The 12,198-nt window shown below is 60.1% G+C and carries 8 protein-coding genes, 1 tRNA gene and 2 pseudogenes; 8 read left to right on the top strand and 3 right to left on the bottom strand.

Translation table 11 applies throughout. The features are described from left to right. Nucleotides 1–514: pseudogene (locus ABIB78_RS31585) on the bottom strand (transposase); the annotation flags it as partial. 585 nt (nt 515–1,099) lie between these two features. Between ABIB78_RS31585 and ABIB78_RS31580 the strand changes: the two are divergent. The 3 genes from ABIB78_RS31580 to ABIB78_RS31570 all read left to right on the top strand — a co-directional run bounded on the left by ABIB78_RS31580 (nt 1,100) and on the right by ABIB78_RS31570 (nt 5,228). Next, the gene (locus ABIB78_RS31580; RefSeq protein ID WP_429031781.1) at nt 1,100–3,025 is read left to right on the top strand and encodes an esterase/lipase family protein; all 1,926 of its coding nucleotides are present in this window, start codon (nt 1,100–1,102) and stop codon (nt 3,023–3,025) included. Between the two features lie 196 nt (nt 3,026–3,221). After that, complete coding sequence (locus ABIB78_RS31575) at nt 3,222–4,322, top strand: hypothetical protein (protein WP_429031779.1); 1,101 nt, start codon at nt 3,222–3,224, stop codon at nt 4,320–4,322. A 12-nt stretch (nt 4,323–4,334) separates the two neighbouring features. Next, the gene (locus tag ABIB78_RS31570; RefSeq protein WP_429031777.1) at nt 4,335–5,228 is read left to right on the top strand and encodes a hypothetical protein; all 894 of its coding nucleotides are present in this window, start codon (nt 4,335–4,337) and stop codon (nt 5,226–5,228) included. A gap of 300 nt (nt 5,229–5,528) precedes the next feature. Here the strand turns inward: ABIB78_RS31570 and ABIB78_RS31565 are convergent. After that, a pseudogene (locus ABIB78_RS31565) lies at nt 5,529–5,831 on the bottom strand (IS5 family transposase); the annotation flags it as partial. Between the two features lie 152 nt (nt 5,832–5,983). On the opposite strand from ABIB78_RS31565, the gene ABIB78_RS31560 reads away from it, so the two are divergent. Continuing rightward, a tRNA-Gln gene (locus tag ABIB78_RS31560) sits at nt 5,984–6,077 on the top strand. A 707-nt stretch (nt 6,078–6,784) separates the two neighbouring features. Here ABIB78_RS31560 and ABIB78_RS31555 read toward each other — a convergent pair. Continuing rightward, complete coding sequence (locus tag ABIB78_RS31555; protein ID WP_429031774.1) at nt 6,785–6,919, bottom strand: hypothetical protein; 135 nt, start codon at nt 6,917–6,919, stop codon at nt 6,785–6,787. Between the two features lie 139 nt (nt 6,920–7,058). Between ABIB78_RS31555 and ABIB78_RS31550 the strand changes: the two genes are divergently transcribed. The 4 genes from ABIB78_RS31550 (at nt 7,059) to ABIB78_RS31535 (ending at nt 12,155) form a co-directional block, all read left to right on the top strand. Then, nucleotides 7,059–8,252 (top strand): peptidase M15, encoded by a 1,194-nt coding sequence (locus ABIB78_RS31550; RefSeq protein WP_429031786.1) that lies wholly within the window; start codon nt 7,059–7,061, stop codon nt 8,250–8,252. A gap of 530 nt (nt 8,253–8,782) precedes the next feature. After that, a complete protein-coding gene (locus ABIB78_RS31545; protein WP_429031772.1) occupies nt 8,783–10,141 on the top strand; it encodes an ABC transporter substrate-binding protein in 1,359 nt (452 codons plus the stop codon). A 65-nt stretch (nt 10,142–10,206) separates the two neighbouring features. Then, nucleotides 10,207–11,181 (top strand): carbohydrate ABC transporter permease, encoded by a 975-nt coding sequence (locus tag ABIB78_RS31540; RefSeq protein ID WP_429031769.1) that lies wholly within the window; start codon nt 10,207–10,209, stop codon nt 11,179–11,181. After that, nucleotides 11,178–12,155 (top strand): carbohydrate ABC transporter permease, encoded by a 978-nt coding sequence (locus ABIB78_RS31535; protein WP_429031767.1) that lies wholly within the window; start codon nt 11,178–11,180, stop codon nt 12,153–12,155. The genes ABIB78_RS31540 and ABIB78_RS31535 overlap by 4 nt, the downstream gene beginning before the upstream one ends. Nucleotides 12,156–12,198 lie beyond the last annotated feature (43 nt).

Below are 12,198 nucleotides of genomic sequence, written 5' to 3'. Positions count from 1 at the left end.
ACCTCGTCAACTTTTCTGGCGAGAGGCTTGGTACCGGACAGACCGAAGATGTAGTCGATGCCGTTGTTCTCGCACCACGTCATGGCCTCCGGCCGGGCATAGTGCCCATCGCCACGGAACGTAATTCGCGTCTTGTGCCACCGCGTGCGGATATGCCGTACCAGGCGTCGAAGATGGGCACGCACCTCGACGCCGCCCGGCGTCTTGCCGGGCCGCAGCACGACCGCCACGGGCCGGCTCGTCTCCGTGTCGTAGACGTGGATCGGCAGGAAGCAGCGTTCGTCATAATGGGCGTTGAACAGCGAGAGCTGCTGATGGCCGTGGACGACATCGCAGGTATCATCGATGTCGAGCGTGACGGATGCCGGCTCGCGCGGGTAGCTATCCATCCATGCGTCAACCAAAGTGTAAGTCAGTCGGTATTCGAGGTTAGGCGCCCACCATCGAAGGCAGCTGTGACTTTCTTGGCGTGAACGGCTGGAAACGAGAAGGGCAGAATCGTATCATTGGTCATGGCGGGCGTGGCGTTCGCGGTTGAGGTGATGGGGTTGGCTTCGCAACCGAATCCTACGCCGCATCAGCGCTTTACACCACGCTCGCCAGCCTCTCAGGCACCCTCTCGCGAATAAGACGGGCTAGCAACCGACACTGATTGCCTACAGCGTCAAAGAACGCGAGGGTAAAGTCGCCATTTGGAGCAAGATTGGAGCCGTCTTCCCGCACACTAAAGGTGCCGGCATGACCATCCAGCTCGACGTCCTTCCATTGCGGGCCGCACGCGCGAGCCCAAGGCCGACGAACCAGCAGAGGCTCAGATTCCGGTTCGAGTCAAAGGGAAGGCGCTCTCCCAGCGCCTCCCTACCTTGGCTGAAAGCGAAGCCGTTCGGACGCGACGGGGTTGTTGGAAAAAGCGCTCCTGTTCAATACGTGCGGCGGAGCTTTGCGCTCGCTTGCCATTGGCTCAGTTGCATGGCGCAATTACATTTGGTCGATTTCAATGTAGATTGCGCGCCGTCGGAGCGAGCGCGAGCCTTTTCTCACAGGGCACTTGCTCGGTGACAGCTGCAGGGGGACAGAAATGGCTTGCCGGACTGGTTGGGTGCTCCGCATCGTTGTCGTATCGCTCCTCGTGATGCTGCTCCCCCTCATGTCCGCCCAGGCCGCCAGCATGGCATTTCGGATCAATCCGCCCACCATCTCGGCGCTAACCGACGCCAGGGAGAGCCTGAAGCCCGCGGAGCAGGCGATCGTCGGGACGGCGGTAAAAAAGGCAATGCCGGTCTTCATTTTTATCCCGGGCATTCTCGGCTCCGCTCTCTCACGAACCGTCGCCGGACGTGACGTCATGTTCTGGGGAAAGTTCTCCGCAAGTGACTTTGTTCAGGACAACCCGGCCTTCAAATATACGGACGGTGAGACGGTTACCACCAATGTGCTGGATACGCTTTACGCGCCTCTCAAGAATATCGACATTTACGGCAAAGCTTATGCTGAACTCAGCATGATCATGGGTCCCGCGAATGTGCTGCGGTTCTCCTATGATTGGCGGCAATCGAACATTCGTAGCGCAAACGATTTGTCGCGCTGGCTATGCCGGGACGACGTTCGGAGCATCGTCAAAGGACGGCCTGTTGTGTTCCTCGCCCACAGCATGGGCGGCCTCGTGCTCAAATATTGGCTCGAACACATCTATGCCAGCGAGCATTGCCCGGCCGATGGCGAGGTCTTCGAAGCCTGGATGCCTATCCAGAAGCTCGTTTTTGCCGGCACCCCGAATTATGGCGCCCCCAAAGCCGTGCTGTCCTTCTCGCGAGGTGAAACGCTCTACGTCGATCCCGCCAATGACGGTCCGTTGTGGAACGCGCTCGTGGCGCTCGACATGAACACCATCTCGCGCAATCTCAACAAATACGGCATCCGCTATCCGAGCGCCTATCAGCTGCTGCCGGTCGTCAATACGACCGCGTGTTTCTCCCGGCCCGGTTGGGAGACCGACCTGGAATTTCGAACGCCGAATAACGTCCAGGCGAACATCGATATCTTCGAACCCCAATCCTGGAATCTGCTCGGTTGGCCGGCGCAGCTGTCCGCTCAGGAGCGCAGCGCGTTCATCGCCAATGAATTGCCGTCGCTTCTGAACGAAGCGCGGGCGTTTCTGTGCGACGTCGCGGCCTATGACGTGGATCACGCCTTCGAAGGCAAGGTCGTGCATTTTTCCGGTCTGGACCAAAAGACGGTTTGCAAGATCGTCTTCAAGGCGCCGGATTACCAGGGCGATTACGTTCCGGGCATGTGTCCCGGCGATGGCACCGTTCCGAACTGGATTGCCGCCGATTTTTATCACCTCAAGGCCGGACAACCTTCCGATCGGCAGCACCACGCCGCGCTGATGTCCGCAGTCGAGTTCTCGACATTCCTGGCGCAGCTGCACAACGAGATCTATTCCAACCTCACGCTGAAGGCGACCGAACTAGAAGGAGGAGCGCAGACCATCACCAAACTGTTCACCCAACTGCGTTATCTGCCGCACGCCGATCCCACGATGCCCACACAACAGACCGCCGTGATCGCAAAGGTCGCCGATCAGGTGGTGGCCGATCTCGCGCTCTCACCCGGCAAAGACATCCTGCGTTTCGCCGACGATAAATCGGTCCTGCCTACCGACCGCTCGAGCGCGCTGTTGATCTATTCGACCCTCTCGGGCGTCACGTCGGCCCAGCGGGCACAGGCGATCAATAGTGCTGCGGAGATCAAGCTCGACACCCAAGACTGGTATCAATCCTTCGAACTGTCGAAAAGCGCGCTCATCTGGGCAGATGCCGTGCCAAACTCCGATCCTGCATCCGCCAAGATGCGTACCGTAAAGTCGCAGGCTGCTTTCACGGCGGCAATCGCCTCCGCGCGCCTTGGCGATCGATCCGCGGCAACGCAGTTTCGTCGCCTGGCCATCGAAAGCGGAAACAAGAAGGCGCTCAATGTCCAGCTGCCGTTCCCGGCTGCCCCCGGAGGCTTTACGCTGCAATGATCGGCCGACCGCGCTTCATGCGGCTCTTGTTGCGTCCTGAGGGTTTCCGGCGTTCGCCGCCGCCGATCGCGCCGCGCGAGCCGTTGCTCGGATGCCGTTAGAGGATCGGTTAACAAAACATTAAGTTGTTGCGTTCCGGATACAGCCAGAACGTGCGCTGCTTGCTATGTTCGCTCCCATTTGAGGGAGTAATTTCATGACGAGCGGGCGCATTTTGAGCGCCGGGCGGAGCTTTGCCTCGCTTGGTGTAGTGCTGGGCTTGATGGGGTGTGCGATCCATCCGGTGCCGGAAGACGTGACGGGCGCCACCACCTATCAGATCGCCCGGCAGATCCGCTGCGAAACTCGCGCAGCCGCCAAAGCCCATGTGATCGGCTTCTTGCGGCAATTCGGCAACGACAGTCCTTACGCGGCTGGCGATCTCAGAGCCAAGCAGCTGCTGGCGCTCTATGACGAAGGCGGCTCCCAAGACATCAGTACGTTCCGGCCGGGTTTGTTCGCAGGCCCGTACTATGAGGAGGTACGCAACTATCTCACGATGATCTACACGACCGCGGTCGCCTACAGCTTTGATCTCACCGGCGATGTGCAGAACAATATCGGCACCACCGTGAACCTGGTTGGGCCATGGGCCAACAACTTCACGCTCGGGATCTCGGCCGACGCCAATCGCGAGCGGCAGAACGAGCGGGTGTTCACTCTGACCGATACGCTCGGCGACCTGTTGATGAGCCTGAGCAAGCCGCAATATGGCGTCCCTTATTGCGGAGCCGAGCAGCTGGTCGGTCCAAACTATCTCTATCCCGCCGCGGGCAATATCGGCGTCTACGAGACACTCAAGACATTCTTCGAGCTCAACTCCTTCACGAACGTCACGGCAACCGACGGTTCAAAAGCCGGTAACGTCGCCGCGACGGCGCCAACCTTCACCGACAAGCTGACATTCACGACCACCGTCGACTTCTCGGGCTCGCCAAAGGTCACGTTCGCGCCGGTCGGCAGCCGCTTCCAGTTCGCGGACGCTATGGTGAAAGGTTCAGTGCAGCGCACCGATACCCACAAGGTGTATGTCGCCCTGGCGCTGGAGCCGGCAGGCGTGGTGAGCTCGGCCGCGCTGCATAATTTCCAGTTTGCATCTCCCGTGCTCGTGACCGCAGGAGGCAAGCGAATTGCGAAATCCAAGACCGTTGTCGGAACGACCGTGACGGCCCAGATCCGGACCCGGGGTCAAGAGATTGCTGTTTCTGCGGTCGATCAGCTGCAGAGCAGGGAAGTTCAATTCATTCTGTCTCGATAGTGGAGAAGAGATATGCCGCAAACGCCCAAGACGGCCGCCAAGGGGGCTGCGATCAGCAAGGGTCGATTTCCAACGATCGCGTTCGTGAACAAGGCCACAACCCCGCTGGGTGTACCGCTCGACAAGCTCGTTGCGGCGCTCACGAGGCAATTGGAGGAGCATTTCGTACCCGTCTGGGGCTATCATGCCGAACTGTATGTCACCGCCGAGCCGAAAGCCGGCGAATGGCAGATCGTCTTCCTGGACGATGCGGATGCCGCCAATGCGCTCGGCTATCACGACCTCACGAAAGATGGTCAGCCGATCTCCAAGGTCTTCGTCAAATCCACGCTGGCGGCCGGCCAGAAGGTCAGCACGACCGCATCCCATGAACTTCTCGAAATGCTGATCGATCCCGGCGCCACGCTCTGGGCGCAGGGAAGCGACGGCAGGTTCTACGCTTATGAGATGTGCGATGCCGTCGAAGGCGAGGAATACGAGATCGACAATATTGCCGTCAGCAACTTCGTGTACCCTTCATTTTTTGAAGCTTGGCGGCAGCCGCGATCGGTCCGGTTCGATCATCTCAACAAGGTGTCGCAGCCGTTCGAAATCCTGCAGAACGGCTACCAGATCATCAACGATGGCCTGTCGGTCCGTGAAATATTCGTCTCGCGCGCCAAGGAGCGGGACTTCCGCACGGTCGAGGTCCGCACCCAGCACCGCAGCGAATACCGGAAGATGATGGCTTCGGATGGCAATGCAGCGCAGCCACCATCCCCGGACATGGAGGACCATGCCGCGGTGCTCTACCATGCCGGGCAATTTCTGACGGCCTTGGCGGTGAGCAAGAAGCGAGGGCCCGTAAGTCCGTTCAAGTGGCCCTGGAATCTCTACCCGCCGGGTTCCCCGTGGCCTTCTCCATGATCGATCGGCGAGCGACTCGCGGACGAGTGAGGGGTTGGGCCGGTTCATCTGTCACGGGATGGAGTATCGGCGGCGCATCGCGAACCTCGCCGTACGGCGACGGAAATTCCGGCCTCAGGCTGGCTTGCCGTCGCCGCCGCCTCGCTGGGGCCGGTCCCGGCACTCGTGGCGTCCAGCTCTTGGGCGCCGCGCTCAACCATGGCGGTCGAGTCATTGAAGCGCTGCACCGCCAAAAAGGAGGCATAGGAAGACGGGTAATATCGCAGCGTGATCCACATCGGTATTCTCCGGGCTTTCCATCAGTGTGGTGGAATCGACGATCAGATATTCAAAGTCCGGATCATCGGACATCGCCTCGAAGATCCGCCACCAAACACCCTTCATGCTCCATCGGCTGAAGCGCCGGAACACGCTGTTCCAATCCCCGAATGCTTCCGGAAGATCGCGCCAGGGAGCACCGGTACGCACGATCCACAGCACGCCTTCCACGAACATCCGGTTGTCGCGCCCGGTCGAGCCTTTCTGGTCAGGCCGGCCTATGATCAGCGGCGCTATCCGCTCCCACGCCGCGTCGCTCAAAACCAACCGCTCCATCACACCCAAGACTGCCTCTCCAAAAGCAGCCTTGAATCTGATTTGCTCCGAAATGGGAATCCCTAGAGTCCACACCACCTAGTTGTCAGATCTGGTCGCATTGTCTGTCCCAAGACGTTCTGAATTGCCCTGTAACCTATTGATCGGATTAGACGCAGAACTGGTCCGTAATTCAGAACTGATGTTGATACTGCTCGAAATCCTCGCGGATTTTGATTCCGCCATTCGGAGGTTCGATCCCTCCCGCCCCAGCCATAATTAACTATTTGAATTCATTGTAGTAATTGTTCAGTTTGAGCCGAAATTGGGAGCATTTGGAAACAGATTTGCCCCGGCGTTTGGAAATCTGTGCTCATTTCGTTTCCTGTCACCGGCCGATCAAGTGCTAGTCGCTCGCGCCCTGAGCGACGATCATGCTCAGTACGCTTGCGCGAGCTGGTCATGGCCGGGCAGCGGGGAACGGAAGGATCGCTGGCCTTCCCAATCTCCGGGAAAGGCCACGGGTTGAGTTACGACGCGTTCTGTCGCATAACACTGCTCGCCGCGCTCTGCTCACCCGCGTCGGGATCGGCTTCCTCCAGTCCGGTCATGCCGCCATGTCGGCAAGCATCAAGCGAAAACAGCTCCGACACGCCGTCGATCTTCTGCTGCGCGACTTTTTCCAGGCCTGGGTAGGACCACACCTTGGAAACGGTCCGTTGACTTCAGTAGCCCAACGGAAACGTTTTCTCGACAGAAAACACTGCCTCGTGCGCCGCTTGCCGGCATTCCCGACGTTCTATTTGGGATGTAACTGGAGAAGCCTGTCATGGAATTGCGAGGCAGATTTCACGCGGATCAATGAAGTCATCGACGATGCGAGGACTCCGCCTCAGAGCATCATACTCCGGCTCGCCCCCAACGTTCATCCGGCCAGTGTTGCGCCGACGACGAATCTCAGCTGCAAGGAGTCGTCGCTCTATTCAGGCATCACCGTGAAGTTCCAAAAGGTGCAGTCCTTGCACCACAGCGAAAGAGCGAAAGGCTTCGGATTCCGAGGTCACATCCATGATGCAATCGAACTGCTGCGGGAAATCGAGATGATGGCTGCCGGCCATTCACCGCTGCGGTTGCAAGGCGTAGGAAGGGCTCGTTGCATTCGGGCAACACTCTTTGGAAAAGCTGATGACCTGCAGTTTCCACCATTGCGCATGCACATCTTGATCCGAAAAAATCAGCGCGATCGCATGCTTGGCTGTGCAGCAGGGCTCAGGTGGAGCCTTTGGAGGCAAGGGCATCATGAATGCGCGGCGATTTCCGGCGGTGGGGGCGGCGTTGTGCGGGATGGTCGTTCTCGCGATTTGGGGCCTCGCGTCGTTTGCTGTCCTCGGTTCGGCCGGTATCGAGAGGGCCGGCGCCCTGCCAATCGAGGCGCACGGCGCACCGTCACTCACCGCTGACGCCGAACTCCCGGACGTACCACAGGCTCCCGCAGCCGTTGCCGCTAACGCCGATGTGGTGACGGCCGCCGAATCGGTGCCGGCGACGGCCGCCGACACGACGGCGGCCTCGGATGAACCAAAATCGATCGTCGAGGCTGCGTTGCCCGCTTCGTCGCAGATGATGCCGCCCGAAGAGCCGCCGGTGCAGGTGGCGACAGCGAGCACGGCTGATCCGGTGCCGGGCGACGCCAAGGAGGCCGAGAGTCCCGTCGAAATTATCGACGAGTGTCTGGTCGCAGACATCTGCATCGACCGCTACCTGTGGGCGCTTTACCAACGGACGCCCAAGGAAGATTCCATCAAGGTGGATGAGCGGAGGAAAGTGACGGTCAAGAAGAAGGGCAAAACGGTGACCGTCACCAAAAGCTTTACCAAACTCGTCGATGAGGACTTCGCGTGGAAAGATCCGAAGGCGGCTGAAAAAGCCGGTATGCCGATGATGGACTACGTGATCGGAGGCATGGATCGGAGCTTCAAGCTGAAGCTCTTTCATACGCTTCGTGCGGCGGAAGAGGCCGGGCTGTCGCCTGGCATAACCAGCGCGTTCCGCGATGACTACCGTCAATCGATTGCGAGCGGCCTGAAGGCTGCGATTGACAGGTCGTTCCATGGCGGGAGCTTCCGCGGCGGCTATGGCCACGGGCTCGCCGCGGATGTCGTGAGCGTCGAAGGCGCGACACGGGAGCAGCGATGGATTTCCTCCGACAGCCTCTGGAAGTGGATCGACGCACACGGTAAGGACTTCGGAATCGCGCGACCGTATCTCGATAGAGATCCGCCGCATGTGGCACCGATCGACGGCAAGGAATATGCCGCTCACCACCGCGAGACGAAAGTTCAGCGCGCGGGATCGGATATCAAGAAGCGCAACCGGCTCGCTGTGCGGGACGATCACAGCATGGCGAAACGACCAAGAACCGCAAGATCGTCGAAGACGAGTTCGATCTAACTGCGCTTGGCTGAATCGAAACGCGAGCCTGCAATTTGCCACGCAGCCGTTCGCGCCTGACGACTGTTCGGTCCAGCCGCCCACCTCGGTTCTTTCGCGGCCAGCCTTCGCAATCAAATTCGGACGAATTGTGCGGGACACTGCTCTCGTTCGCCATTGCCATGGAACGTTCAGTAAACGTAGATTGCTAAACAGTGCGTCGAGCTAAGGCTTTCCGCACCCCGGCTGAAGAGGATGTGAGGTCTGCTGCTGTGCAGCGAGATTTCCGGTGATTGCGAATCTTTTGGCGGCCTCACAAAATCGGCTTGACGGTCTCGTGCGTTCAGTAATACGTTTAGTATTATAAAAAACTAAACATCACGCATCGAGCCGATGTGTGGGAGGAGCCCAACCCTTTCCGAACCGTTGTCCGGAAACGGTCCGTCTCGTTCCTCACCCATCGCTCCTCAAACTCGATTTCAGGTCTTGGCGTCGCTCCGGCAAGGCGCGCGCTGAGCGGGTCGGTTGTTTCAACGAGGGAGGAAACGGATATGCGACGATTCAAGTTGGTAGGCAGCTCAGCGGCAGCCGCGGTTCTGGGAGCTGCGCTACTGGGGACTTTCGGTGCAAGCGAAGCCGCAGCACAGGGCAAGCAGCTCACCCTGTGCTGGGCGGCCTGGGATCCGGCCAATGCGCTGGTCGAACTCGGCAAGGACTTCACCAAGCAATCCGGCATTGAGATGAAATACGAGTTTGTCCCGTGGACGAGCTATGCCGATCGCTTCCTCAACGAGCTCAACTCCCACGGCAAGCTCTGCGATCTGATTATCGGCGACAGCCAGTGGATCGGGGGGGCCGCCGAGAACAAGTGGTACGTCAAGCTCAACGACTTCTTCGACAAAGAGCACATCTCGATGGACGACTTCGTCCCGGCAACCGTCGTCGGTTACTCGCAGTGGCCGAAGAGCACGCCGAACTACTGGGCGCTGCCGGCAATGGCCGATGCGGTGGGCTGGACCTACCGCAAGGACTGGTTCTCGCGGCCCGAGATTCAATCCGCGTTCAAGGCCAAATACGGCCGCGATCTGGCGCCGCCGAAGACTTATGACGATCTGAAGCAGATCGCCGAGTTCTTCCAGGGCCGCGAGATCGACGGCAAGAAGGTCTATGGCGCCTACATCTTCACCGAGCGCGGCTCGGAAGGCATCACGATGGGTGTCACCAACGTGCTCTACAATTACGGTTTCGCCTACGACAATCCGAAGAAGTCGTACCAGATGCAGGGCATCGTCAATTCCGCCGACGCGGCAAAAGGTCTCGCGTTCTACAAGGAGCTCTACAAGTGCTGCACGGCGCCGGGCATGACCAACGCCTACATGCAGGAAGGGCTCGATGCCTTCAAGTCCGGCCAGGTCGCGATGCAGATGAACTGGTTCGCCTTCTTCCCCGGTCTCTACAAGGATCCGAATGTCGGCGGCGACAAGATCGGCTTCTTCGTCAATCCGGCCGGTCCGAACGGACACTTCACCCAGCTTGGCGGACAGGGCATCTCGGTCGTCGCGACCTCCGACCACAAGGACGACGCGCTCGCCTACATCAAATGGTTCGCGCAACCGGCCGTGCAGCAGAAATGGTGGCAGATCGGCGGCTATTCGGCGCTCAAGGCGGTGGTCGACGCGCCCGACTTTCCCAAGAGCGCGGCGTTCGCCCCGCAATTTCTGGAGTCGATGGGCATCGTCAAGGACTTCTGGGCCGAGCCGTCCTACGCGCAGCTGCTGCTCGACATGCAGAAGCGGGTGCATGACTACGTCGTAGCCGACAAGGGCACGGCACAGCAGGCGCTCGATCTCCTGGTCAAGGACTGGACCAAGGTCTTCAAGGAGCAGGGCAAGGAAGTCGCCTCGCAATAGCCGGCGCCAACACCTGAACTGGCTTCCCCGAGGGCCGCCTCGGGGAGGCCGAACCAGCCCAGCTGATGGACACGATGACGACGATCCTGCAACCCGATCATGCTACGATCCCAGGCGTGAACACGCCTGTTAAATCCCGCGCCGCCCGGCGGGTCCGCGGCCTGTCGGACCGGACCATTGCCTGGCTGTTCGTCGCGCCGACGATCGCGCTGCTGCTCGCGATCAATATCTTTCCGCTGATCTGGATGATCCGGCTGTCCTTCAGCAACCTCAACCTCAGCATGTCCTATCTGCCGTTGCGGTTCGTTGGCCTCGACAATTTCAGGGACATCCTCACCGACGAGGACGTCTGGTTCCGGCTGCAGACCACAGCGCAGTTCGTGATCTGCTCGGTGGCTTTGCAGGTGGTCGTCGGATTTGGCCTGGCGCTTTTGATCAACCGTCAGTTTCGCGGCCACAGCTTCTGGACCACGATCATCCTGCTGCCGATGATGCTGTCGCCGGCGGTGGTCGGCAATTTCTGGACGCTGCTGCTGCAGCCCCAGATCGGGCCGTTCAACTATCTGATCAGCCTGTTCACCGGCGTGCCGCCGAGCTCGTTCAGCATGACCGGGCAGGTGTCGCTTGCGCCGTGGACCATCGTGCTGGTCGATACCTGGATGTGGGCGCCGTACGTCATGCTGATCTGCCTCGCCGGGCTGCGCTCGATCCCCGATTACATCTATGAAGCGGCGGAAGTCGATCGTGCCTCGGCATGGCGGCAGTTCTGTTCGATCACGCTGCCGATGACGATACCGTTCCTGATGCTCGCGGTGTTGTTCCGCGCGATCGAGAACTTCAAGATGTTCGACATGGTCAATCTCCTGACCTCGGGCGGGCCGGGCTCGACCACCGAGCTGGTGTCGATCTCGCTGAAGCGCGCGGCGTTCGAGAAGTGGCGCACCGGTTATTCCTCGGCGCTCGCCATCATCCTGTTCGTGACCGTGTTCGGTGCCGCCAACATCTACGTCAAGACGCTCAACAAGGTGAAGCAACGATGACCGCTGCCGCCACCAAATCTGTCCTGACCAAGTCCACTGCGCATTCCATCGTCGAAGCCTCGCCGCGCGCCAAGGCGTTCGCCGGGGGCCTCGTCATCCTTTATGCCGTGATCACGATCCTGCCGCTGCTGTGGATCGTCGCCACCGCGTTCAAGTCGCAGAGCGACGCCATCGCCTATCCGCCCAAGGTGCTGTTCGAGCCGACCCTCGAAGGCTATGTGAACCTGTTTACCGTGCGCACCCGCCAGACGCCGGACTTCATCGCCAAGCTGCCGCCGCCCGAGACCTGGTACGACAAGCTGGTGCGCAAGCGAGACATGGTCATCGCCGGGCCGTCGAAGGTCGTGCCGCGCTTCGTCAACTCGCTGATCATCGGCTTCGGCTCGACCTTCCTTGCGGTCTTCCTCGGCACGCTCGCGGCCTACGCGTTCTCGCGCTTCCGCATTCCCCTGGCTGACGATCTGCTGTTCTTTATCCTCTCCACGCGCATGATGCCGCCGGTCGCGGTGGCGATCCCGATCTATCTGATGTACCGGCAGCTCAATCTGACCGACACCAGGCTCGGCATGATCCTGCTCTATACCGCAGTGAATGTGTCGCTCGCGGTCTGGCTGCTCAAGGGTTTCATCGACGAGATTCCGCGCGAGTACGAGGAGGCCGCCCTCGTCGATGGCTATACGCGGCTGCAGGCGCTGCGCAAGGTGGTGTTGCCGCAGGCCGTCACCGGTATTGCTGCGACCGCGATCTTCTGCCTGATCTTTTCCTGGAACGAGTACGCCTTCGCGGTGCTGCTGACCAGCGGCGAGGCGCAGACCATGCCGCCCTTCATTCCCTTCATCATCGGCGAAGGCGGGCAGGATTGGCCGGCGGTTGCCGCCGCGACCACGCTGTTCGTCGTTCCGATCGTCATGTTCACCGTGCTGTTGCGCAAGCATCTGCTGCGCGGCATCACCTTCGGAGCGGTGCGCAAATGAGTGGCTCTGTGGTTGCCAAGGGTGGCGTAGCTCGCTGGTTTCG

Origin of the sequence: Bradyrhizobium sp. I1.14.4, assembly GCF_050435825.1 — a bacterium.
In the GTDB taxonomy this organism is placed as follows: Bacteria; Pseudomonadota; Alphaproteobacteria; order Rhizobiales; family Xanthobacteraceae; genus Bradyrhizobium.
This window is presented reverse-complemented; position numbering and strand designations above follow the sequence as displayed.

Bases quoted from the DNA above. Each gene is read 5' to 3' on its own strand.
- ABIB78_RS31540 (WP_429031769.1), top strand. From the start codon at position 10,207: ATGGACACGATGACGACGATCCTGCAACCCGATCATGCTACGATCCCA.
- ABIB78_RS31535 (WP_429031767.1), top strand. From the start codon at position 11,178: ATGACCGCTGCCGCCACCAAATCTGTCCTGACCAAGTCCACTGCGCAT.
- ABIB78_RS31545 (WP_429031772.1), top strand. From the start codon at position 8,783: ATGCGACGATTCAAGTTGGTAGGCAGCTCAGCGGCAGCCGCGGTTCTG.
- ABIB78_RS31555 (WP_429031774.1), bottom strand. From the start codon at position 6,919: ATGGCCGGCAGCCATCATCTCGATTTCCCGCAGCAGTTCGATTGCATC.
- ABIB78_RS31575 (WP_429031779.1), top strand. From the start codon at position 3,222: ATGACGAGCGGGCGCATTTTGAGCGCCGGGCGGAGCTTTGCCTCGCTT.
- ABIB78_RS31570 (WP_429031777.1), top strand. From the start codon at position 4,335: ATGCCGCAAACGCCCAAGACGGCCGCCAAGGGGGCTGCGATCAGCAAG.